The sequence below is a fragment of the Arthrobacter sp. GmRoot5-12 genome (genome assembly GCF_059739365.1).
The window spans coordinates 4,112,862-4,135,222 of the sequence record NZ_AP046056.1 but is presented as its reverse complement, the minus strand read 5'-3'; the positions used below and the strand labels follow the sequence as shown (position 1 = coordinate 4,135,222).

Genomic DNA, 22,361 nt, shown 5'->3' with positions numbered 1-22,361 from the left:
TGGCTCCCGCTGCCGGGCAATCCGGCGGCGGGAGCCACAGCCATTTAGGGCGCCAGCAGGGTCAGACGCCGGCCACGTGGCGGACGGCGTCCAGGTACGGCATGTTCAGGGCTGCGTCGGCCACGGCGCGCACGGCAGGCTTGGCGTTGAACGCCACCCCGATCCCCGCAGCGCCGAGCATGTCCAGGTCGTTGGCGCCGTCGCCTACAGCCACGGTGTGCTCCAGGGCGATGTCCTCCGCCGCGGCCCACTCCCGTAGGTACTTCTCCTTGGCGGCCCTGTCCACCACCGCGCCCAGCACCCTGCCGGTCAGCACGCCGTCAACGATTTCAAGTTCATTGGCCTGCCAGTAGTCCAGGCCCAGGTCGGCGGCAATTGGCTCAAGGATCTGGTTGAACCCGCCGGAGACCACGGCCACAACGTGGCCGGCCGCCTTGAACGCCGCCACCAACTCCCCGGCGCCTTCGCTGAGCTTCACTTCGTGGCGCACGGAATGGACGACGTCGGCCGGCAGCCCCGCGAGCACCGCCACCCGGGCGTGCAGGCTCTGGGCGAAGTCCAGTTCGCCGCGCATGGCAGCTTCCGTGACAGCCGCGACTTCCTCGCGTTTGCCGGCGTAGGCGGCCAGGAGTTCGATGACCTCCTGCTGGATCAGGGTGGAATCCACATCCATGATCAGCAGCTTCCGGGCAGCGGCCCGAAGACCGGCTGGAACAAGCGCCGTGTCGAAATCTCCGGTCGCGGCGTCCGCCACGGACCGGCGCAGGGCGGCGAGCGCCGCCGCGGTCACGTCCGGAAGGGCCAGTTCGAGGATGCGGACCTGGTACCGGTCGTCCGCCGGAGACGATTCGGACAGCACCTGGGCGCCGTGCGATGCAAGGACGGAACGCAGCTGCTCCAGCCCGGTGGAGGTCACATTGCGGCCATAGCTGACCGCAGTCACGTTCGAAGTCATGCCTGCAATCTTAGCCAGCGCCGACCGGACGACCGGAATTCGTTGCGGACAGGCGGATAGCGCCGGCACTGCTGCCGGGCCTACCATAATCGTGGCTGGGTTTCCGACGGACGCGTCCTGACACCAGGAGACACAGATGGACCAGCCAACCACGATTCCCGGCGACAGGACCGCAGCAGTGTGCGCCTACGCCGCGGCAGCCGCCGGGGCCCTGGGCGCGGTGACCCTGGGGGCTATGTACGCCGTCGAGGTCCCCCGGGGCGGCCCTTACGTATTCGGCACCATCAACGACGCCACCGGCGCTGCGTTCAACGTGCTGGCCATTCCGGTCATCCTTCAAGTCCACCGAAGGGCGCCCCGTGCGGTGTGGACGGAGCCAATGACCTGGCTCACGGTTTCAGCCTGCGCTGCAGGTGCTGCCAGTTCCGCACTGCTTGTCCTGAGATTGCTTGATTTCAACACTTCCACCGCTGTTTCCGTCGCGTCCATCACCCTGCAGGGCGCGTGGTTCCTGGCCATCCACGCCCGGCTGCGCAGGGTGGAGGACTATCCGCGCAGCCTGTCCGGATTGGGGCGCGCCATCGGCGGTGGAATGCTGTTTGGATTTGCCTTGGCTGCAGCAGGCTTCTCCGTGGAGCGGCCGGCGTGGCTGCGGAAGGCACTGATGGCGGCCGGGGCAGCGGCGGCGGGCGCAGCGTGGCTGGCCTGGCCCTACTGGTATTACAGGGCAGGGCAGTACTTGGGCGGCAGGCTGCGTTCCGGAACTGTGCCGGCGGCCGGAGCCCAGGACGGCGGTTGAGGGCAAAGCCGGCGCCAGCCGGAGACTGCAACTTAGGGGGCCTTCACACCGGTTATCAGTCATCTTGTTTTTTGTCCTAGTGTCTACTCCTATGAGTGATGTTCTGGAACTGGACTCCGTCAGCGTTGTCCGAGGTAAGAAAACCCTGCTGGACAAGGTTGACTGGCAGGTCAATGAAGGCGAACGGTGGGTCATCCTGGGCCCCAACGGCGCCGGCAAAACCACCCTCCTCCAGATCGCGGCGGCCCGGCTCCACCCGAGCAGCGGCACCGCAGGCATCCTCGACGAAGTCCTGGGCCGCGTCGACGTCTTCGAACTCCGCCCGCGCATCGGCCTCTCGTCCGCAGCCCTCGCCACCCAGATCCCCGAACAGGAGAACGTCCTGAACGTGGTGGTCACCGCGGCCTACGGCGTCACCGGCCGCTGGCGCGAAGGCTACGAGCGCGACGACGAACGCCGCGCGTTCCGTCTGCTGAACGACTGGGGCATGGGGCCGCTCCTCAACAGGACTTTCGCCACCCTGTCCGAAGGCGAGCGCAAGCGCGTCCAGATCGCCCGGGCCCTCATGACGGACCCCGAACTGCTCCTCCTGGACGAGCCGGGCGCCGGCCTGGATCTGGGCGGCCGCGAAGAGCTGGTCCACAAGCTGGGCGAACTCGCCAGCGACGAGGCCGCGCCGGCCATGGTCCTGGTCACGCACCACCTCGAGGAAGTCCCTCCGGGTTTCACGCACGCCATGCTGCTGCGTGACGGCGGCGTGGTGGCCGCCGGTCCCATCACCGAGGTGCTGACCGAAGAGCACCTGAGCACCACTTTCGGCCTGCCGCTGTCGGTGACCGAAAACGCCGGGCGCTACACCGCCACAGCCCGCCGCTAGAGCAGGCCTGCGCCAACTACCTTGGAACTCTTCAGCAGCATCATTGTGTTCATCGCCGGCCTGTGGGCGGGCACCATCAACGCGGTGGTCGGGTCCGGCACCCTGGTCACCTTCCCGGTGCTCATCGCCCTGGGCGTGGCCCCGGTGGTGGCCTCCATGAGCAATGCCATGGGCCTGGTGGCGGGGACCGCTGCCGGCGCCTTCGGGTACCGGCGCGAGCTGGCCGGCCGGGGACGGCAGGTGCTGCGCCTGCTGCCGGCATCGGTCCTGGGCGGCGTCTCCGGCGCCTGGCTGCTGCTGCACCTGCCGGAGAAGGTGTTCCACTACGTTGCGCCGGTCCTCCTGGTCCTGGCGCTGCTGATGGTGGTGTTCCAGCCGCGGCTCCAGGACTGGGTGCGCAACCGCGAGGCCAACCCGGAGCACGCCGTCCGGGACAAGCGCCACGGGATCCTCCTCATAGTGCTGGTGTACCTTGCCGGCGTGTACGGCGGCTACTTCGTGGCTGCCCAGGGAATCCTGCTGGTCGGAATCCTTGGTGTCTTCCTCACCGGCACCATCCAGAACGCCAACGCCATGAAGAACATCCTGGTGCTCGGCGTAAACATGGTGGCGGCCATCTCCTACCTGCTGTTCGCCTTCGACCGGATCAACTGGCTGGTGGTGCTGCTCATTGCGGTCAGCTCCACCATCGGCGGCCTGCTGGGCTCGAAGGTAGGCCGGAAGCTTTCGCCGCGCGTCCTCCGCGCGGTGATCTTCAGCCTGGGCATCGTGGCGCTGGCCGTCATGACCGCCAACCTGCTGAAATAATCACCCGGTGACCTTCCACTACCTCGACTCTGCCGATGACCCGCGGGTCAGCGACTACACCACCCTGACGGACGTACACCTCCGCAAGCTCCGCGAACCCGCCGAGGGAATGTACATCGCCGAGTCGTCGAGGGTCCTTCGCAGGGCGCTGGCTGCGGGCCACCAGCCGCGCTCGTTCTTCCTGGCGGAGAAGTGGATGGCGGACCTCGGCGACGTCTTCCAGGCATATCCCGACGTCCCGGCCTTCATTGGCTCGGCAGCCCTGCTGGAGGAAATCACGGGTTTCCACCTGCACCGCGGCGCCATGGCGGCCATGCAGCGCCCTGCGCCGGTGTCGCTGCCGGATCTCCTGGCCGGAGCGCGGCGCGTGGCCGTGCTGGAGGACATCGTGGACCACACCAATGTGGGCGCCATCTTCCGTTCTGCCGCGGCGCTGGACATCGACGCCGTCCTGGTCTCACCCCGGTGCGGGGACCCGCTGTACCGGCGCAGCGTCAGGGTCAGCATGGGCACGGTGTTCCAGGTTCCCTGGGCGCGCCTGCAGGACTGGCCGGGCGACCTCCAGGTGCTCAAGGACCACGGCTTCACGGTTGCCGCACTGGAGCTGACGCCGGACGCGGAGGACGTCGACGCCGTCGCCTCGCGCAACGTGGACAGGCTCGCCCTGGTGCTTGGCACCGAAGGCGCCGGCATGAGCCCCCAGACCCTCGCCGCCGTCGACCTCGCCGTCAAAATCCCCATGCGCAACGGTGTGGATTCCCTCAATGTTGCTGCCGCCTCGGCCGTGGCGTTCTGGGAGCTCCGGGCGCGGTAGGGGTAGGCGAAGCCGCAGGTGAACCGGTTCGTCAGCCCCTCCCGCATCCGCTATGATGGATAGCTGGTTGTCCTGCTTTTTCAGCTTCGGCTGATGCAACAGATCCCAGCCATCCCATTCATACCTGGCAGCTGGCAAAATCCAGCTGCGCGAACAAAGGTCCCATTATGAAGTCTGATACACACCCGAAGTATGAAGCTGTTGTCTTCAACGACCTGGCCTCCGGCACCAAGTTCCTGACCCGCTCCACCGTGTCTTCCAACAAGACCATCGAGTGGGAAGACGGCAACACCTACCCGGTCATCGACGTCGAAATCTCTTCCGAGTCCCACCCGTTCTACACGGGCAAGCAGCGCATCATGGACTCTGCAGGCCGCGTCGAGCGCTTCAACGCTCGCTTCAAGGGCTTCGGCGGCAAGAAGTAAACTTCTTCCCCAAGGTCTGATGGAATGCCCGCACCGGCAACGGCGCGGGCATTCCGCTTTTAACCGTGCACCCGTTTTCTGGGGCAGGATGGAAAGCATGACCGAGCCGCATATTCCTGCCCATGATGCCGCCAGCAACCAGCGCCTGCACGGCGAGTACAAGGTTCCGGGCGGCAAGCTCGTGGTGGTTGACCTGGCCGTGGTGGACGGTGCCTTGTCCGGCGTCTCCGTCAGCGGGGACTTTTTCCTGGAGCCGGACGAGGCACTGGAGGACATTAACCGCGCACTGACCGGCCTGCCGGACACCACGCCCGCCAAGGACCTCGCAGCCGCCGTCACGGCCGCACTGCCGGCCGGAGCCGTGCTGTTCGGCTTCTCCGCGGACGCCGTTGCCGTCACGGTCCGCCGTGCCCTGGCCAAGGCAACCTCCTGGGGAGACCACGAGTGGAACGTCATTGCGCCCACCGTGCTTCCCACCGAAATCAACGTTGCCCTGGACGAGGTGCTCACCGAGGCCGTCGGCGCGGGGGCTCGCACGCCCACGCTGCGGTTCTGGGACTGGCAGGAGCCGTCCGTGGTCATCGGCAGTTTCCAGTCCGTGCAGAACGAGGTGGACCCCGACGGCGTTGCCAGGCATGGCATCAACGTGGTCCGCCGGATCAGCGGCGGGGGAGCGATGTTCATGGAGGCCGGCAACTGCATCACGTATTCGCTCTACCTGCCGCAGACCCTGGTGGACGGTCTCAGCTTCGCCGACTCCTACCCCTTCCTGGATGCGTGGGTCATGGCCGCACTGGAACGGCTTGGCATCAACGCCTTCTACATCCCGCTTAATGACATTGCCACGGACCAGGGAAAAATCGGCGGCGCCGCACAGAAGCGCCTGGCCAATGGCGGCATGCTCCACCACGTCACCATGAGCTATGACATCGACGCCGACAAAATGGTGGAGGTCCTGCGGATCGGCAAGGAGAAGCTCTCCGACAAGGGCACCCGCAGCGCCAAGAAGCGGGTGGACCCGCTGCGGCGCCAGACGGGCCTGGCACGCACGGCGATCATCGAGGCGATGATGGCGGTCTTCAGCGAGCGTTACGGGGCAACGCCGTCAGAGCTGGCGGGACACGAACTGGCGGCCGCCGAGGAACGGGTGGCCGCCAAGTTCGGTACCAGGGAATGGCTCCATAGGGTCCCGTAACCGGGCAGCGCCCTGGCCTTAGGGTTCGATGCGCAGGGACCGCCCGTGCGCACCGGCCCCGGCCTTCACTGCGCAAGACGGGTCCATTGGCACCGCGGTTAGCGCTCAGATTACCCGGCGGCCTGCGCGGTGAGTCCCCGCAGCAGGTGGCTGCGCTGCTCGATGATGATCCTGCGCAGGGCGTGCGGTGCGTCGGGGTTGGCGGCCAGCCAGTCGTCCGTCCGGCGGACCACCGGGTGGTCTTCGGGGCGTGTGCCCGCCGCCAGGTCCTGCGCTGCGGGATAGAGTCCGCGGACAATCCGGCTGGCGATTTCGATGCTGCGCTCATCCCAGACAGTGCGCAGGCAGTCGAAGTACGGCTCCACGTACGGCTCCAACAAGGCCGGCGGCGCGGTGGTGAAGCCGGTGATGGTGGCGGTGAGGAGCTGGTTGGAGAGCTCATTCCCCTGGACCGCGGCCTGCCAGGCTGCTGCCTTGACCTCCGGGTCGGGGCGGGATGCCATGGCAGTTGCGTGTCCGGCCCGGCCTGAGGCCGTGGTGTCCCGCGCCAGCTCGGCGTCGAGCCCGGCCGCGCTGGCCTGCCCGTTGGCGGCCAGCGCATGCCAGAGCTGCCAGCGCAGCTCGGCGTCCACCGCCAGGCCCTCCACGGGGAACGTGCCGTCCAGCAGGCCGCGGAGCCGGGGGAGCGCTGCTGCATCGTGCCGGCTGAGGGTGGCAAGGGTGCGCGCCCAGGCAAGCTGCGCGTCGGAGCCCGGGACCGCCCGGTCCAGCTCCGCTATGGCTGCCGCCAGGAAGGAAGCACGAACACTGTCACGGGCGTCCGCCGGGGTGAAGCGTTCGACGGCGGTAGTTGCATTGTCCAGGATGTTCAGCAGCACCCCGATGCCCGTCTCAGCCGGACCGAAGGCGGCCACGGCTTCAACATATTGGCTCGCCGGGCTTTCGCCGTCGCGGGCGGAATTCCACAGTGCAGTCCAGCAGAGGGCGCGGGCCATGGGGTCCTTGATCCGGTCCAGGGATGCACGGACCGTGGCTTCCGACACCGGATCAAGCCGCACCTTGGCGTACGTCAGGTCCTCGTCATTGACCAGCAGGAGTGCCGGCCGCGGCCGCCCGGCGAGCTGGGGGAGCCCGGTCCGCGCGCCGGCCACGTCCGTTTCGATGCTTCCGGTCCGCACCAGTGCGCCGTCGGGGTCAAAATCGTAGGAGCCCACCCGGAGGCGGTGGGGGCGCAGCTCCTCACGTCCCGTCACCGGGTCCACTGCTTCCTGGACGATGGCCACCCGGCCCGGCACGCCGTCGTCGTCCTTCCCGCCGGCGGATCCGAGGTCCAGGGACAAGCGGGAAATTCCGGAGGTCTGCAGCCACTGCCGGGCCCATTCGGACAGGTCCCGCCCCGAGGCGGCAGCCAGGGCCGCGAGGAGGTCGGCCAGGGATGTGTTGCCGTAGGCGTGCTTCCGGAAGTACTCCCGCGACCCGGCGATGAAGGCGTCGAAGCCGACGTAGGCCACCAGCTGCTTGAGGACCGAGGCGCCCTTGGCGTAGGTGATCCCGTCGAAGTTCTGTTTGGCAGCCTCAAGGTCCGGGATGTCCGCCACGATGGGATGGGTGGTGGGGAGCTGGTCCTGCACGTAGGCCCATGCCTTGCGTTTGTTGGCGAAGTTGACCCAGGCCGTGTCCCAGTCCGTGGCCCGGTCAACACCGAGCGTTCCCATGTAGTCGGCAAAGGATTCCTTCAGCCACAGGTCATCCCACCACTGCATGGTCACCAGGTCGCCGAACCACATGTGCGCCATCTCGTGCATGAGCGTGTTAGCCCGCGCCTGGTACTGGGCGTCCGTGGCCCGCGACGTGAACACGTAGCTCTCCGTGAAGGTGACGAGCCCCGGGTTCTCCATGGCGCCGAGGTTGTATTCGGGGACGAACGCCTGGTCGTACTTGCCCCAGGGGTAGGGAAAGTCGAAGAGGCGGTTGAAGAAGTCGAGGCCCTTCTTGGTCAGGCTGAAGAGCTGCGCGGTGTCGAAGGAGTCCGCCATGGACGCGCGGCAGTAGAGGGCGAGCGGGACGTCCAGGCTGGTGCCGTCGTCGAGCGTGGCCTGCCAGCGGTCCTCGGCCTTGAAATACGGACCGGCCAGGACCGTGGTGATGTACGTGGACATGGGCAGGGTGGTGGCGAAGTCCCAGCACGCGGTGGCCGGATCGCTGGTCAGCAGGGTGCGGTTGGCCTCGGCGCCGTTGGAGGCAACGTGCCACCCGGCAGGGGCCATCACATGGAAGATGAAGGTTGCCTTCAGGTCGGGCTGTTCGAAGTTCGCGAAGACCCGGCGGGCATCGGCGGGCTCGTACTGCGTGTACAGGTAGCACTGGCCGTCCGCGGGGTCCACGAACCGGTGCATGCCTTCGCCGGAGCGGCTGTACAGCGCTGTTCCGGTGACCGTGACCTGGTTTTCGGCCCGCAGGTTGTCCAGCCGGATCCGTGCGCCGTCCACCACGTCGTCCACCCGCAACCCCTTGCCGTTGAGGAACACGCTGTGCACGTCGCTGCCGATGAAATCCAGGAACGTGGTGGCACCGGGATTTGCGGTGAAGGTGATGACGCTGCGGCTGGTGTACCCGGGGACCGCCGGATCCGCTGCCTGCCGCACATCCAGGGAGATGTCGTAACTGGTGGTGCTGACAAGAGCTGAACGTTCAGCGGCTTCACGGCGCTGCAGATTCTCATGTGACACCCGGCTATCTAATCACGGTGCTGATTCATTGGCTCAGCCGGCGATCAGGAAGGCGGCACCCAGGCCCAACACGGCGATCAGGAGCCAGGACGCGAGGGCCGCCAGGAGTGCCTGCCCGCCCGTGTGGAGCAGGGTGCGGATCCGCACCGCAGAGCCAAGGCCAAACAGGGCCGCACCCAACAGGATGTCCTGCAGCGTGGCCCCGAGGTCCAGCCAGCCGCCGGACAGCCAGCCCGTGGAGCGCAGGCCCACCATGGCAACAAAGCCCACCACGAACAGCGGCACCAGCGGAGGCATTTCCGCTGTCACGCCCTCGGCGCCCAAGGCCCGCACGCCGTTGCGGTGATGCGCACCCGCCAGGGCGGCGACGGGCGCCAGCAGCAGCACGCGGGTGAGCTTAACGACGACGGCGACCGCCAGGGCAGCGGTACCTGCGGTTTGCGCCGTGGCCACCACCTGGCCCACGTCGTGGACCGACGCGCCGGTCCACGCCCCGAAGACTGTGGCCGTGAGTCCCAGGGGCTGGGCGAGGAGGGGCAGGACGCCGATGGCCAGCGTCCCGCAAAGGGTGACCAGGGCCACGGGCAGGACGGTTTCCACATGCCGGATGCGCCGGACCGCGGCTATGGCGCCAATGGCGGAGGCACCGCAGATGGAGAATCCGGTGGCCACCAGCAGTGACGTCACGGGCGGGAGGCGGAACAGGCGCGAGATCGCGTACGTCCCGCCGAAACTGGCGGCCACGACGCCCACGATCAGGACCAGTGCCAGCCACCCCAGGCCCAGGACGTCCATGACACTGACCTTCAGTCCAAGGAGTACGATTCCACCGCGCATCAGGTGCTTGCCGGCGAAGTCCAGTCCCGGGCGGGCCCGGCCCGCCGTCCAGCCGCCGGCACCGGGCAGGTTGGCGGCGAGCACGCCGAGGACCACGGCCAGGGTCATGGCAGGAAGGGCCGGCAGCAGCCCATGCACCAGGAACGCCGCCGCGACGGCGGCAGCGGCGGTCAGCAGACCCGGAACCAGCCGGGCAATCCCGGGTCCGGAACCGCCGTGGCCCGGCGCTGGAAGGCTTCTGCTGACTGGCACTCACCTACTGTGCCCGACAGTGCCCGTAAAGTACGAACCGGGCCATTGGCGCCAACACGCCAGAATGGATGGCAGTAATGAATTCGAAACAAAAAGATGGTTGGCTATTGGACATGTCAGACCTATTCCAGGATTATTCCGAGGCCGCAGGCCGCACCGGAGCCTACGACGAGATGTTCGCCCCGGGGCAGCAGGCCAGGGACTCGTACGGGCAGGTGGCGGACGCGCTCCGGAAGCTCTCCCTGGCGGACGTCAGCGCACGCGCCGACTCCATGGCCCGCACCTTCCTGGACCGCGGGGTGACGTTCGACTACGCGGGCGAGGAGCGGCCCTTTCCGCTGGACATCGTTCCCCGGGTCATCCCGGCGGCCGAATGGGACGTGCTGGAAAAGGGCGTTGCCCAGCGCGTCCGCGCCCTGGAAGCTTTCCTGAACGACGTCTACGACAAGATGACCGTGGTGTCCGATGGCGTGATCCCGCGCCAGCTGGTGACCACCAGCGCCCACTTCCACCGGCAGGTCCACGGCTTCGAGCCGGCAGGCGGGGTCCGGGTCCACATCTCCGGCATCGACGTGGTCCGCGATGCCGCGGGCACTTTCCGGGTCCTGGAGGACAATGTCCGCGTCCCTTCCGGCGTCAGCTACGTGCTGGAGAACCGGCGTGCCATGGCCAAGGGCCTGCCCGAGGCCTTCGGCCAGCAGCTCATCCGGCCCGTCGAGGAATACCCGCGCCGCCTGCTCTCCGCCCTGCGCAAGACCGCACCCGCGGGCGTGGACGATCCCACCGTCGTCGTCCTGACGCCCGGGGTGTTCAACAGCGCCTACTTCGAACACACCCTCCTGGCCGGCCTGATGGGCGTTGAGCTGGTGGAGGGCCGCGACCTGATCTGCCGCGGAAACCGCGTCTACATGCGCACCACGGCCGGTGAACAGCGCGTGGATGTCATCTACAAGCGGATCGACGACGACTTCCTTGACCCGCTCCAGTTCCGCTCCGATTCCATGCTCGGCTGCCCCGGACTGGTGAATGCCGCCCGCGCCGGCGGCGTTACCATCGCCAACGCGGTGGGCAATGGCGTGGCCGACGACAAACTGGTTTACAGTTACGTGCCTGACCTGATCCGCTACTACCTCAGCGAGGAACCCATCATCGCCAACGTGGACACCTTCCGCCTGGAGGAAAAGGAGGCCAGGGAGTACACCCTGGACAACCTCGCGGAGCTGGTGGTCAAGCCCGTTGACGGTTCCGGCGGCAAGGGCCTGGTCATCGGTCCGGATGCCTCCAAGGACGAACTGGACGCCCTCCGGCAGCGGATCATCGCGGACCCCCGCGGCTGGATTGCCCAGCCGGTACTGCAGCTCTCCACCGTTCCCACCCTGGGCGGGGACAAATTCGGCCCGCGGCACGTGGACCTGCGGCCCTTTGCCGTGAACGACGGCGACAACGTCTGGGTGCTCCCGGGCGGCCTGACCCGCGTGGCACTGAAGGAAGGGTCCCTGATCGTCAACTCCAGCCAGGGCGGCGGATCCAAGGACACCTGGGTCCTGGCCGATTCACCCCAGATGCCGGTGGAAACCGTGCCCCGGCAGTCCGTCACGGTCCGTGAACGGGTCTCCGTGTGGCCGGTGGAAAGCAACTGGCGCGACCGCCAGTCGGAGCAGCAGCAGTGAGCCGCGCCGCCGCCGGGCATTTCCCTTTCACTGTTCCGGGCACGCTGGAGGTAGCCGCGAATGCTTAGCCGTATTGCCGAGTCCCTGTTTTGGATCGGCCGCTATGTCGAACGGGCGGACGGAACCGCCCGCATCCTTGACGTTCACCTGGAACGCCTGAACCACCTCCCCATGGAGGAGCGCAAGAGCGTGGCCCAGGAACTGCTGGCGGTCATGGGTGCCCGGCCGCAGAGCGAGGACTTCGGCCTGCCGGAACTGCTCCATGCCCTGGCCTACGACAAGACCAGCGCCACGTCCATCGCCGGCTCCCTGGGTGCTGCCCGTGAGAATGCCCGCCGTGCCCGCGAAACCGTGTCCTCGGGCCTCTGGGAGAGCCTGAACACCACCTATTACGGCTTGAGCCAGCACCGCAAGGACGTGGTGGGCACCTACCGCTTCTGCAACTGGACCCTGGAGCGCACCGCCATGGTCAGCGGCCTTGCCGACACCACAGTGAGCCATGACGAAAGCTGGCTCTTCCTGGTCCTGGGCCGTTCGCTGGAACGCGCGGACATGACGGCCAGGATGCTGTCCACCCGCGACGTGCTCTCCGCCGGCATGTCCTGGGTCAACATGCTGCGCTGCGCCGGTGCCTATGAATCCTTCCTGCGCACCCGCCGGGCGGCATTCGGGGACCAGCACGCCGCGGAGTTCCTGCTGCTGGACCGGCTGTTCCCCCGCTCCATCGTCTACGCGCTGCGGGACGCCGACGAGTGCCTGGCCAAGCTGGACCCGTCCGCGCAGCGGGTGGGCTTCATCAACGACGCCCGCCGCATCGTGGGGCAGGCCCGGACCTTCCTTGAGTTCCACCGGACGGATGACCTCATGTCCGAACTGCCCGAGCACATGGAGCGTGTACAGAAGGCAGTGTCCCAGGCCTCGGATGCCATTTCCCGTAAGTACTTCAATCAGGCGGACGAACTTGCCTGGGTGGGAGAAGTGTCATGACCCGGTTGAGCATCGTCCACAGGACGGCCTACAAGTACAACAAACGGGTGACCCTGTCCTACAACGAGGCCCGGATGACGCCGCTGACGGATTCGCAGCAGGTGGTCCTGGAGTCCGTGGTGAAGGTGTCCCCGTCCCAGGCTGCGGTGAGCACGTACCGCGACTACTGGGGGACCAGGGTGACCGCGTTCGACATGCAGATGCCGCACGAGAACCTCGAGGTGGTCTCCAACATCACGGTGGAAGTCCACCGTGCCGAGAAGATCCCGGCTGAAGCGGACATCGTGGGCTGGGACGTCCTTGCCTCCCCGGAGACGCTGGACGCGTTCAGCGACTGGCTGCCGCAGTCCCGGCTGAGCGGGCCGGGCGACGAAGTGCTGGGCATCATCCCGGACGTCGTGGCCGGGAAAAACCCGCACGAGGCCGCCATGGCCGTCTTTGCCTGGATGCGGGGGGAGATGACGTACATGTCCGGCTCCACCGCCGTCACCACCAATGCGGAGGAAGCCTGGGGCCAGCGCCAGGGCGTGTGCCAGGACCTGGCGCACCTGGCCATCGGTGCCCTGCGAAGCTGCGGCATTCCGGCCCGCTATGTGTCCGGCTACCTGCACCCGCGGTCCAGCGCCGGCATCGGCGAGACCGTGGCCGGGCAGTCGCACGCGTGGCTGGAATGGTGGGACGGTGACTGGCGCAGCTGGGATCCCACCAACCACAAACCCGCCGGCGACTTCCACGTCACGGTGGCCCGCGGACGGGATTACCGGGACGTGCCACCGCTCAAGGGCATCCTGTCCGGAGGCGGCGGGTCCGCCTTGAAAGTCAGCGTGGAGATCACGCAGCTCGCCTGAGCCACGTCAGGTTCCCCGGCTTCCATCGCCGGGGAACCCGGGCCGCCGGCTCTATTCCGGCGCCGTCCTGGCGGTGCTGCTGATCTGGGTCCACCATGTCATCGGATCAGTGACCTTGAAGCGGCGGCCCGTGACCGAGTCCGGGGTGATGCGCACGAATGCGTCCTTCCGCCCCGACTGCCACGGGAAGAGGTACAGGCGGGAGGTCTCCAGCACCTCCTCGGTGCTCTTGACCAGGGCGGCGGTGCCCTTGATCACCACGCTCCATGCCAGGCCCGTGTCGGCGTCCACACCGTCCGCCTCCACGGCTACTGCGGCATCGTCGCCGGTCGCCGCCGAGAGTTTGGTTCCCTGGCCGGTCCGGAAGACCAGCGTGCCGCCGTCCACCGTGTAGTTCACCGGGAAGATGTCCGGGCGTCCCTCAACCAGTACTGCCAGCCTGCCCACGGACACGGTACGCAACAGGGCCCAGCATTCATGGTGTTCGAGGTTCTGCACTTGGGTAGATGACTCGTTGCTCATGCGGTGAGCATACGCCCTTCACCAAGGGCTGGGCTTGTAATCCTTCAGGAAGACACCGTACTGGTCCTCGCCCTTTTCGCCCATGACGATTGGATCGTAAACGCGGGCCGCGCCGTCTACCAGGTCCAGGGGTGCGTGGAAGCCTTCCTCCATGAGCCGGACCTTGGTGAAGTGGGGACGTTCGTCCGTGATCCAGCCGGTGTCCACCGCGGTCATCAGGATGCCGTCGGTGTCCAGCATCTCCCGGGCGCTGGTGCGGGTCATCATGTTCAGCGCGGCTTTGGCCATGTTGGTGTGCGGATGTCCCGGGCCCTTGTAGGCGCGGGAGAACTGGCCCTCCATGGCTGAGACGTTCACGATGTACTTCCGCCGTGCGGAGGAGCGCTTCATGGCCCCGCGCAGGCGGCTGACCAACAGGAACGGCGCGGTGACGTTGCAGAGCTGCACCTCGAGCATCTCGAGGGGATCCACTTCGTCCACCACCTGGGTCCAGCTGTTGATGGTGGCAAGGTCCGGGACCAGGCCGCCGGCGTCGATGGCGGTCCCCGAAGCGATCCGCTCCAGCGACGCGGATCCGGTGGACAATGCCAGTGATGTGATGGCGTCGCCGGCCAGGACCGGATGTTCGGTGACGCTGCCTGCAAGCGCCAGCGGGTGCTTGTCATGGGCATGGCCGAAGGTCAGCAGTTCGGGGCCGCCGTTGGCCGCTTCAAGCGCCGCGGGCAGCGGCTCGTCCTCGGCGTCCACCAGCGGCTTGTAGGCGTTGCCGGAGCGGCGCACGGTCTGGGCGGCGTTGTTGATGATGATGTCCAGTGGACCGGCCTCGTTGAGGGAGTCGGTCAGTGCCATGACCTGGGCAGGATCGCGCAGGTCGATGCCCACGATCCGGAGCCGGTGCAGCCATTCGCCGCTGTCTTCCATGGCGGCGAAGCGCCGGGCCGCATCCTTGGGGAAGCGGGTGGTGATGGTGGTGTGCGCCCCGTCGCGCAGCAGCCGGAGGGCGATGTACATCCCGATCTTGGCGCGGCCCCCGGTCAGCAGGGCGCGGCGGCCGGTCAGGTCGGTCCGGGCGTCGCGCTTGCTGTGGCTGAAGGCAGCGCATTCGGGGCAGAGCTGGTGGTAGAAGGCGTCCACCTGCGTGTAGTGCTGCTTGCAGATGTAGCAGGGGCGGGACCGGATGAGGTGGCCCGCAATCTTGCCGGTGGCTGAGGGCGCCAGCTTGTTGCCGCGGGTCTCGTCATCGATCCGGTCCGGTGCGGCGGTGGCCGTCTGGGCAATGACGGCCCGGTCGGCGTCGGCGATCGAGTCGCGCTTGGTGACCCTGCGGTGGCGCTTGACGGCCTTGAACATCTTTCCGGTAGCGCGGCGTACCGAGATGTAGTCCGGGTGCTCCTCGTCATAGGCGTGGATGGTGTTCAGGACCTTGAGGCAGGCCTGGATGTCCTCAGGGGTCAGATCGGGGGAGCTCATTGGGGAAATTTTACAGCGTACGCCGCAGGCCGGGACACCATCAGCGGTGTCCCGGCCTGCAGGATGCCTTTGGGGAGGGCCCGGGGTCAGGAAACCCTGGCGCCGGGCGCGGCTTCCGCGGCCGCGGCGGCGTGCGTGTCAGCCACCTTGTCCGCGGCCTCGCGCATGTTCGGGTACTGGTCCGTGGCGGCCTTCACGGCGTTGGGCAGCTGGCTGAGGTGCCGTGCAGCGAGCCGGCGTTCCTCTTCGCCCGGCTCAGGGACTTCCTGGCCCTTGGCAAGGACAGTGATGCCGGAATCGGTGACTTTGAAGCCGCGGGCGCGGTCAAGGTCCGGATCCAGTCCGATGGCGGCACCAGCTGGCACCTTGACGTTCTTGTCCAGGATGGCCCGGTTGATCACTGCCCCTTCGCCCACCTGGACCTTGTCCATCAGTACCGAGTCGATGACCCTGCCGCTGGTGGCCACGTATACGTCGTTGGACAGCACGGAGCCTTCCACCACGCCGCCGGAGATCACCACGCCGCTGGAGACGATCGAATCCAGCGCCGTGCCCACGGTGTTGTTCTTGCCGCGGACGAACTTGGCCGGCGGGGAAATGCTTTGCCGCGTGTAGATGGGCCATTCGGAGTTGTAGAGATTGAACACCGGCAGCGGGGAGATGAGGTCCATGTGGGCGTCGTAGAAGGAGTCGATGGTGCCAACGTCGCGCCAGTAGGTGCGGTCGCGTTCGGTGGAGCCGGGGATGTCGTTGAGCGTGAAGTCGTAAACGCCGGCCTCGCCGCGGTTGACGAAGTAGGGAATGATGTCCCCGCCCATGTCGTGCTTGGTGTCCAGGCGCTCAGCGTCCACGTGCAGCGCAGCCACCAGGGCATCGGCGTCGAACACGTAGTTGCCCATGGAGGCCAGGAACTGTGAAGGATCGGCAGCCAGGCCGGGCGTGGAGGACGGCTTCTCAACGAAGGCGGCGATCTTCTGGGGATCGTTCTGGTCCACTTCGATGACGCCGAACTGGTCGGCCATGTGCAGCGGCTGCCGCACTGCCGCCACCGTTGCCTTGGCACCGCTGTTCACGTGCTGTGCCACCATCTGGGCGAAGTCCATGCGGTACACGTGGTCGGCGCCCACCACCACAACAATGTCCGGGTTGGCGTCGTGGATGAGGTTCAGGGACTGGTAGATGGCGTTGGCGCTGCCCAGGAACCAGCTCTTGCCTACGCGCTGCTGGGCGGGAACCGAAGCGATGTAGTTGCCCAGCTGGGTGGACATCCGCCACGTCTCGGAGATGTGCCGGTCGAGGCTGTGCGACTTGTACTGCGTCAGCACCACGATCTGGAGGTAGCGGGAATTGACCAGGTTGGACAGCGCGAAGTCGATGAGGCGGTAGCTGCCGGCAAAGGGCACGGCGGGCTTCGCCCGGTCTGCCGTCAGTGGCATCAGCCTGTTACCCTCGCCACCTGCGAGGACAATGGCCAGGACTTTTTTCGTTAACGGCATGATGGTCGCTCCTGTACGCCTTCGTAACTCCCCAAGACAGTCCGGTAGGCCCGGACTCCTTCACACTAGAACAGTTATGCGTGAAGGACTACCTTGGGTCTTGTGCGAATAGACATTGTGACTAAAGAGTTCCCGCCGGAGATCTACGGTGGCGCCGGGGTGCATGTAGCCGAATTGAGCAGGGTGCTTAGTAAGCACGTTGACCTGCAGGTTCGTGCCTTCGGGGCTCCCCGCGACGCCGACTACCATGGGGCGACGGTGACGTCCTACCAGGTTCCGGAGGACCTGGGCGGGGCGAACGCAGCGGTGCAGACCCTGGGCGTGGACCTGCGAATCGTGCCCGACGTCCAAGGCGCGGACCTGGTCCATTCGCACACCTGGTACGCCAACATGGCCGGGCACCTGGCCTCCCTGCTGCACGGTATCCCGCACGTTCTCAGCGCGCACAGCCTTGAGCCGCTGCGGCCCTGGAAGGCTGAGCAGCTCGGCGGCGGCTACGCCCTGTCCTCCTGGGTGGAAAAGACGGCCTATGAAGCGGCTGCGGCGATCATCGCCGTCTCCGAGGGCATGCGCCAGGACATCCTGCGCAGCTACCCCAACGTGGATCCCACAAAGGTCCGCGTGGTCCACAACGGCATCGACGTGGAGCTTTGGCAGCGTGATGAAAACGACGACGCCGTCCGCGCCCTGGGCATCGACCCCGCCAAGCCAAGCGTCGTCTTTGTGGGAAGAAACACACGGCAGAAGGGCGTCCCCTACCTCCTGCGGGCGGCGGCGAAGCTTCCCGCCGATGTTCAGTTGGTCCTGTGCCTCGGCGCCGCGGACACCCCCGAACTGGCAGCCGAAACCGCAGCGCTCATCGAAGAGCTGCAGAAGCAGCGCACAGGCGTTGTCCTGATCGAACGGATGCTGCCGCGCCATGAGCTGATCCAGGTGCTCAGCCATGCCACCGCCTTCGCGTGCCCGTCCATCTATGAACCGCTGGGCATCGTCAACCTCGAAGCCATGGCCTGCGGGGCAGCCGTGGTGGCCAGCGCCACGGGCGGTATCCCCGAGGTGGTTGAGCACGGCCGGACCGGACTCCTGGTGGACCTGGAGCAGGTGACCGACGGCACCGGCACGCCCCTGGACCCTGAAAAGTTCGTCAAGGAGTTCGCTGAGGCCCTCACCGAGGTGGTATCCGATCCCGCACGGGCCCGCGCAATGGGAGAGGCAGGCCGGGAGCGCGCCGAAAAGCACTTCTCGTGGGAGTCCATCACGGAGACCACCCTTGAGGTCTACCGCTCGGTGCTGCCTGCGGCCCGCTGAGGGTCGCGGCCCGGAGGACTAACGACGGCAACAACGACGGCGCCGCTCGCCAGCCAGGGGGAGCGGCGCCGTCGTGCTTTCCGGGCCTGCGCGCCGGCGGCTGATCAGGCCTTCCGGGCCGCTGCCGTCCTGGCAATCAGGACTTTCTCGTCCACGGGCGACTGCCCGCTTGCCCTTTCATTCCGGAAGTAGGCCCGGGCCTCGTCCTGCCGGGTTTTCTCGGCGCCCGTTGCGATGGCCGCCCGCACGTGATCCCCGCCGTACCCGAAGGCGTCCACCAGGTCCAGGGCATGGGGCCGGATCCTCTCCAGCAGCCGGTTGATGTACCCGCCCACGGTGCGTGCCCGCTGCATGGAGAGCCGGCCGTTCATGAGGTACCAGGCCAGGTTCTTCTCGATCAGGGACAGGCCGAATAGGTCCCGCAGCCAGGTCAGCACCTTCCTGGTTCCGGGGTCGTCCACCTGCTGCAGGGCGTCCGTGAACGCCTCCCACTGCAGCAGTTCGGCGTGCGCCTGGGCGGCATCAATAAGTTCGTTCTGGTGCCGGTTGAACAAGGCGGCGCCCTGGTCCTGCGGCAGCCGTTTGCTGCCCTTCAAAGCAGCCGCGGCCTCGGCCACCATGGTCTGCACCCTGTCGGTAAGGAGGGCGCGCTGGCCTTCCTCGTCCCGCAGCGCGATGGCAGCCTTTTGGACCGAACCGGTGTCGGCCACGAACTGGGCCACCTGGCGCAGTCCGGTGCGGTGGACAGCTGCGCCGGCAGCCTGGTTCACCACGTACCGGGCCAGCACGCCGAAGTCCACGCTGCGGAATTCCTTGGCGTAGTCGGCCAGCAGGCGCTTGGCCACCAGTTGGAGCAACACCGTGTTGTCGCCCTCGAAGGTGGCATACACATCCAGGTCGGCCCGCAGTGATGCGAACCGGTTCTCAATCAGGAAGCCGGCGCCGCCGCAGGCTTCCCGGCATTCCTGCAAGGTGTCCAGGGCGTGCCAGGTGCTCAGCGGCTTCAGCGCTGCGGCCAGGGTTTCCAGGTCCTGTCGGTCCGCGTCGGTATCGTGGGCACCGGAGAAGACATCGTCGAACTTCTGCAGGAGCTGCTCGTGGGCAAAGCCGGCCGCGTAAGTGGTGGCAAGCCGGGTGAAGAGGCGCCGCTGGTGCCGCTGGTAGTCGAGCAGGACCTCTTCCTCCGTGTGCGACGAGGCGTTGAACTGGCGGCGTTCGGTGGCGTACTGGATGGCTGCTTTCAGGGCCACTTTGGACGCTGCGACGGCGGCACCGTCCAGTGACACCCGGCCCTGCACCAGCGTTCCCAGCATGGTGAAGAAACGCCGGCCGGGGCTGGCGATGGGCGACGTGTAGGTCCCGTCGGCATCGACGTTGCCGTACCGGTTCAGGAGGTTCGTCCGCGGGATGCGGACGTTGGTGAAGTGCAGCCGGCCGTTGTCGATTCCGTTCAGGCCGCCCTTGATGCCGTCGTCCTCCCCGCCGATCCCGGGCAGGAATTCCCTGGTGGCGGGGTCCCGCAGGTCAACGTAGAAGGCATGCACCCCGTGGTTAACCCCGCGGGTAACCAGCTGGGCGAACACCACGGCGCCCAGGCCGTCGATGGCGGCGTTGCCGATGTAGTCCTTCCAGGCGGCGCGGAAGGGGGTGTGGATGATGAATTCCCCGACGGCGGGGTCATAGGTTGCGGTGGTGGCAATGCTGGCCACGTCCGAACCATGGCCCGTCTCTGTCATGGCGAAGCAGCCGGGGATTTCGAGGTTCATGATTCCCGGCAGCCATTTGGCGTGGTGGTCTGCGGTGCCCAGGTGCATCACCGCGGATCCAAAGAGTCCCCACTGGACGCCGGCTTTGATCTGCAGTGACGGGTCAGCCACCACCAGCTCCTCGAACCCGGCGATGTTTCCGCCGTGGTCGTCGGAACCGCCCAGTGCCGCCGGGAAGGCGCGGTGCACGGCTTCATTGTCCACAAGGTATTTGAGCTGGTCGAACACGCGGGCGCGGTGTTCGGTGTGCGTCAGGCCCTCGGTCTTGTGCAGTTCCGGCCTGGCGGCCAGGTCCCTTGCCTGGAGCCGTACGTCGGCCCACTTGCCCAGGAGCTGCCGGCCCAGTGCCTCGACGTCGACGGCGGGGGCAGGGCTGCTGCCTGCGGGTTTGGCTGCAGGGGTCGCCGCGGGGCGAAGCCCCTTGCGGGCGGGGCGGTCCACTACGTCAGTCATGTCACAGTCCTTCTTTGGCGGATAACTTGGTGGTCGGTGGGGCGGGAGTGAGTTCGGGGGCTATGCCCACGCACAGCCAGGCGGTGATCTGGCGCGCCATGGCCTCCTGGCTTGGTTTGGAGGGGGAGTCTGGAGTGCTGAGCCATTGTTCGCCGGCGTTCCGCACCAGGCCGATTGCCGCCTTGGGCCAGTAGCCGATGACGGTTTCCCTGTCGTCGCCCAGGTGCGACCGCATGGGGGTGGCGATCATGTCCGCAATTGCGTCAAAGAAGTGGCCCAGCGGGCCGCCTGCCGCCGACGGGTGCGGCGGGTTGGCGGGGTCGCCGGAAGCATAGCTCGTGACGAACGTGTACACGTTGGGACTGGTGTCCGCCATTTGCAGGTAGGCCGAGACCATGGCCAGTAAACCTTCCCGGGGGGTCACAGCGCTTTGCGCTGCTTCCTGGATGCGGTACTGCATCTGGCTGAGGACCACTTCGCCCACGGCCTGCTGCAGTCCGGCCTTGTCCCCGAAATACCGGTAAAAGACCGACTTCGAGGTTCCTGCCGCCGTTGCAATGTCCTCCATGGAGGCGTCGCTGCCCAGTGCGTGCACAGCGCGGCGGGCCTGCTTGATGAGTTCGCGGCGCCGTTCCTCCCGGTGGCTCTGCCAGCGCGCCGAACGGCCGTCAGAGCTGGCGGAAGACGGCAGCTCAACCGTCGCTGGAAAGCGCGTGTCCTGAAAGTTCACGATACCCAGAGTATCAGGTACGCTGGGTATCGGTAACCACATGTGACCAGAGGAGCCATCCATGTCCACAGACGGACAGTCCACCCCCACACCCGACGGATCAATCGCGGCCGGGGTCCCGGCAACCAGGAGGGCAGTGATCGTAGGGGCCAACCGGATCCCGTTCGCCCGTGCCGGCGGCGCTTATGCAAAATCCTCCAACCAGGACATGCTTACAGCTGCCCTGGACGGACTGATCGCACGCTTTGGGCTCCAGGACGAACGGATGGGCCAGGTGGCCGCCGGCGCCGTGCTCAAGCACTCCAGGGATTTCAACCTCACCCGGGAGGCCGTGCTGGGCTCGGCACTTTCCGCCGAGACCCCGGTCTACGATCTCCAGCAGGCCTGCGCCACGGGACTTGAAACGGTGGTGGGCCTGGCGAACAAGATCAAGCTCGGGCAGATCGACTCGGCCATTGCCGGTGGCGTGGACTCAGCCTCCGACGCGCCGGTGGTAGTCAGCGAAGGGCTGCGCGAGGTCATCCTGGACCTTCACCGCGCCAAGACACTTCCCCAGCGCCTGCAGATCCTGAGCCGCCTCCGGCCCAAGGACCTGGCACCGCTGGCCCCGGGCACGGCAGAACCCCGCACCGGCCTGAGCATGGGTGAACACCAGGCCCTCACAACGGCACAATGGAAGATCTCCCGCGAAGCCCAGGACGAACTGGCGCTGAACAGCCACCACAATCTGGCTGCCGCCTACGAGTCCGGCTTCTTCGATGACCTCATGACCCCCTACCGCGGACTGACGCGGGACGCCAACCTGCGGGCCGATACATCGCTGGAAAAGCTTGCGTCCCTGAAGCCGGTGTTTGGCCGGAACCTCGGGGCAGATGCAACCATGACGGCAGGAAACTCGACCCCACTGACCGATGGTGCCTCCACAGTGCTGCTGGCGTCCGACGAGTGGGCAGATGCCCGCGACCTGCCGAAGCTGGCAGCAGTGGTGGACGCTGAAGCTGCGGCCGTGGACTTTGTCCACGGCAAGGACGGGCTGCTGATGGCCCCCGTGTTCGCTGTGCCCAGGCTCCTTGCCCGCCAAGGCCTTACGCTGGCGGACTTCGACTACTTCGAAATCCACGAAGCATTCGCCGCCACTGTCCTCAGCACCCTGGCCGCGTGGGAGGACGAGGAATTCGGCCGTACCCGCCTCGGCCTGGACGGTGCTCTTGGCAGCATCGACCGCTCGCGCCTGAACGTCAACGGGTCCTCGCTGGCAGCGGGCCACCCGTTTGCGGCGACCGGCGGCCGCATTGTCGGCACGCTCGCCAAGATGCTCCACGCCAAGTCGGCGTCCACAGGTCGTCCTTCGCGCGGCCTGGTGTCCGTCTGCGCAGCCGGCGGCCAGGGCGTCGTCGCGATCCTGGAATCTCTGTAGGGGA

19 protein-coding genes are annotated in these 22,361 nt (G+C 66.9%); 11 read left to right on the top strand and 8 right to left on the bottom strand.

Annotated elements, in window-relative coordinates; genetic code table 11:
- Window positions 1-61: 61 nt before the first annotated feature.
- Window positions 62-955, bottom strand: a complete 894-nt coding sequence (gene serB / locus AC6JAM_RS19200) for a phosphoserine phosphatase SerB (RefSeq protein ID WP_134164753.1) — start codon at window positions 953-955, stop codon at window positions 62-64.
- Window positions 956-1,091: 136 nt separating this feature from the next.
- Here serB and AC6JAM_RS19195 point away from each other — a divergent pair, with 136 nt between their 5' ends.
- The 6 genes from AC6JAM_RS19195 to lplAB all read left to right on the top strand — a co-directional run bounded on the left by AC6JAM_RS19195 (window position 1,092) and on the right by lplAB (window position 5,872).
- Entirely contained in the window at window positions 1,092-1,754 is a 663-nt protein-coding gene (locus AC6JAM_RS19195) for a hypothetical protein (RefSeq protein ID WP_134164752.1), read from the top strand.
- A gap of 91 nt (window positions 1,755-1,845) precedes the next feature.
- A complete protein-coding gene (locus tag AC6JAM_RS19190; RefSeq protein ID WP_018771161.1) occupies window positions 1,846-2,631 on the top strand; it encodes an ABC transporter ATP-binding protein in 786 nt (261 codons plus the stop codon).
- A 21-nt stretch (window positions 2,632-2,652) separates the two neighbouring features.
- Window positions 2,653-3,438: a sulfite exporter TauE/SafE family protein gene (locus tag AC6JAM_RS19185; protein WP_056390288.1), complete on the top strand. Its 786-nt coding sequence runs from the start codon at window positions 2,653-2,655 to the stop codon at window positions 3,436-3,438.
- A 7-nt stretch (window positions 3,439-3,445) separates the two neighbouring features.
- A complete protein-coding gene (locus tag AC6JAM_RS19180; RefSeq protein WP_497935563.1) occupies window positions 3,446-4,252 on the top strand; it encodes a TrmH family RNA methyltransferase in 807 nt (268 codons plus the stop codon).
- A gap of 167 nt (window positions 4,253-4,419) precedes the next feature.
- Entirely contained in the window at window positions 4,420-4,677 is a 258-nt protein-coding gene (locus AC6JAM_RS19175) for a type B 50S ribosomal protein L31 (protein ID WP_018771158.1), read from the top strand.
- A 97-nt stretch (window positions 4,678-4,774) separates the two neighbouring features.
- A complete protein-coding gene (gene lplAB, locus AC6JAM_RS19170) occupies window positions 4,775-5,872 on the top strand; it encodes a lipoate-protein ligase LplAB (protein WP_018771157.1) in 1,098 nt (365 codons plus the stop codon).
- Window positions 5,873-5,982: 110 nt separating this feature from the next.
- Here lplAB and pepN read toward each other — a convergent pair whose 3' ends face one another.
- Both pepN and AC6JAM_RS19160 read right to left on the bottom strand, forming a co-directional pair.
- Entirely contained in the window at window positions 5,983-8,601 is a 2,619-nt protein-coding gene (pepN, locus tag AC6JAM_RS19165; RefSeq protein WP_223995083.1) for an aminopeptidase N, read from the bottom strand.
- Between the two features lie 33 nt (window positions 8,602-8,634).
- On the bottom strand, window positions 8,635-9,690 hold the full coding sequence (locus AC6JAM_RS19160; RefSeq protein WP_223995085.1) for a YeiH family protein: 1,056 nt from the start codon (window positions 9,688-9,690) through the stop codon (window positions 8,635-8,637).
- 113 nt (window positions 9,691-9,803) lie between these two features.
- On the opposite strand from AC6JAM_RS19160, the gene AC6JAM_RS19155 reads away from it, so the two are divergent.
- Genes AC6JAM_RS19155 through AC6JAM_RS19145 form a run of 3 tightly spaced genes read left to right on the top strand, consistent with a single transcriptional unit; the run spans window position 9,804 to window position 13,195 of the window.
- On the top strand, window positions 9,804-11,360 hold the full coding sequence (locus tag AC6JAM_RS19155) for a circularly permuted type 2 ATP-grasp protein (RefSeq protein ID WP_056390300.1): 1,557 nt from the start codon (window positions 9,804-9,806) through the stop codon (window positions 11,358-11,360).
- A gap of 60 nt (window positions 11,361-11,420) precedes the next feature.
- Window positions 11,421-12,347 carry an alpha-E domain-containing protein gene (locus AC6JAM_RS19150; protein WP_013600945.1) on the top strand — a complete coding sequence of 309 codons (927 nt, stop codon included), beginning with the start codon at window positions 11,421-11,423 and terminating at the stop codon, window positions 12,345-12,347.
- The gene (locus AC6JAM_RS19145) at window positions 12,344-13,195 is read left to right on the top strand and encodes a transglutaminase family protein (protein ID WP_018771153.1); all 852 of its coding nucleotides are present in this window, start codon (window positions 12,344-12,346) and stop codon (window positions 13,193-13,195) included. Before AC6JAM_RS19150 ends, AC6JAM_RS19145 begins: the two co-directional genes overlap by 4 nt.
- Window positions 13,196-13,246: 51 nt before the next feature.
- Here AC6JAM_RS19145 and AC6JAM_RS19140 read toward each other — a convergent pair whose 3' ends face one another.
- The 3 genes from AC6JAM_RS19140 to glgC all read right to left on the bottom strand — a co-directional run bounded on the left by AC6JAM_RS19140 (window position 13,247) and on the right by glgC (window position 16,683).
- Complete coding sequence (locus AC6JAM_RS19140; protein WP_026266057.1) at window positions 13,247-13,717, bottom strand: pyridoxamine 5'-phosphate oxidase family protein; 471 nt, start codon at window positions 13,715-13,717, stop codon at window positions 13,247-13,249.
- 18 nt (window positions 13,718-13,735) lie between these two features.
- Entirely contained in the window at window positions 13,736-15,187 is a 1,452-nt protein-coding gene (locus AC6JAM_RS19135; protein ID WP_223995087.1) for an SDR family NAD(P)-dependent oxidoreductase, read from the bottom strand.
- 86 nt (window positions 15,188-15,273) lie between these two features.
- Window positions 15,274-16,683 (bottom strand): glucose-1-phosphate adenylyltransferase, encoded by a 1,410-nt coding sequence (gene glgC, locus AC6JAM_RS19130; protein WP_018771150.1) that lies wholly within the window; start codon window positions 16,681-16,683, stop codon window positions 15,274-15,276.
- A 102-nt stretch (window positions 16,684-16,785) separates the two neighbouring features.
- Here glgC and glgA point away from each other — a divergent pair, with 102 nt between their 5' ends.
- Entirely contained in the window at window positions 16,786-17,991 is a 1,206-nt protein-coding gene (glgA, locus tag AC6JAM_RS19125) for a glycogen synthase (protein WP_043425351.1), read from the top strand.
- A gap of 104 nt (window positions 17,992-18,095) precedes the next feature.
- On the opposite strand, the gene AC6JAM_RS19120 is transcribed toward glgA, so the two are convergent.
- Both AC6JAM_RS19120 and AC6JAM_RS19115 read right to left on the bottom strand, forming a co-directional pair.
- Entirely contained in the window at window positions 18,096-20,210 is a 2,115-nt protein-coding gene (locus AC6JAM_RS19120) for an acyl-CoA dehydrogenase family protein (protein ID WP_497935561.1), read from the bottom strand.
- Window position 20,211: 1 nt separating this feature from the next.
- Entirely contained in the window at window positions 20,212-20,982 is a 771-nt protein-coding gene (locus AC6JAM_RS19115; RefSeq protein ID WP_497935559.1) for a TetR family transcriptional regulator, read from the bottom strand.
- A gap of 19 nt (window positions 20,983-21,001) precedes the next feature.
- On the opposite strand from AC6JAM_RS19115, the gene AC6JAM_RS19110 reads away from it, so the two are divergent.
- Complete coding sequence (locus tag AC6JAM_RS19110; protein WP_134164745.1) at window positions 21,002-22,357, top strand: acetyl-CoA C-acetyltransferase; 1,356 nt, start codon at window positions 21,002-21,004, stop codon at window positions 22,355-22,357.
- Window positions 22,358-22,361 lie beyond the last annotated feature (4 nt).

What these genes read in the sequence shown, in the direction of transcription:
- serB (WP_134164753.1), bottom strand. Translation starts at nt 955, where the DNA reads ATGACTTCGAACGTGACTGCGGTCAGCTATGGCCGCAATGTGACCTCC.
- AC6JAM_RS19195 (WP_134164752.1), top strand. Translation starts at nt 1,092, where the DNA reads ATGGACCAGCCAACCACGATTCCCGGCGACAGGACCGCAGCAGTGTGC.
- AC6JAM_RS19190 (WP_018771161.1), top strand. Translation starts at nt 1,846, where the DNA reads ATGAGTGATGTTCTGGAACTGGACTCCGTCAGCGTTGTCCGAGGTAAG.
- AC6JAM_RS19175 (WP_018771158.1), top strand. Translation starts at nt 4,420, where the DNA reads ATGAAGTCTGATACACACCCGAAGTATGAAGCTGTTGTCTTCAACGAC.
- lplAB (WP_018771157.1), top strand. Translation starts at nt 4,775, where the DNA reads ATGACCGAGCCGCATATTCCTGCCCATGATGCCGCCAGCAACCAGCGC.
- AC6JAM_RS19155 (WP_056390300.1), top strand. Translation starts at nt 9,804, where the DNA reads ATGTCAGACCTATTCCAGGATTATTCCGAGGCCGCAGGCCGCACCGGA.
- AC6JAM_RS19150 (WP_013600945.1), top strand. Translation starts at nt 11,421, where the DNA reads ATGCTTAGCCGTATTGCCGAGTCCCTGTTTTGGATCGGCCGCTATGTC.
- AC6JAM_RS19145 (WP_018771153.1), top strand. Translation starts at nt 12,344, where the DNA reads ATGACCCGGTTGAGCATCGTCCACAGGACGGCCTACAAGTACAACAAA.
- AC6JAM_RS19140 (WP_026266057.1), bottom strand. Translation starts at nt 13,717, where the DNA reads ATGAGCAACGAGTCATCTACCCAAGTGCAGAACCTCGAACACCATGAA.
- AC6JAM_RS19135 (WP_223995087.1), bottom strand. Translation starts at nt 15,187, where the DNA reads ATGAGCTCCCCCGATCTGACCCCTGAGGACATCCAGGCCTGCCTCAAG.
- glgC (WP_018771150.1), bottom strand. Translation starts at nt 16,683, where the DNA reads ATGCCGTTAACGAAAAAAGTCCTGGCCATTGTCCTCGCAGGTGGCGAG.
- AC6JAM_RS19120 (WP_497935561.1), bottom strand. Translation starts at nt 20,210, where the DNA reads ATGACTGACGTAGTGGACCGCCCCGCCCGCAAGGGGCTTCGCCCCGCG.
- AC6JAM_RS19115 (WP_497935559.1), bottom strand. Translation starts at nt 20,982, where the DNA reads ATGTGGTTACCGATACCCAGCGTACCTGATACTCTGGGTATCGTGAAC.
- AC6JAM_RS19110 (WP_134164745.1), top strand. Translation starts at nt 21,002, where the DNA reads ATGTCCACAGACGGACAGTCCACCCCCACACCCGACGGATCAATCGCG.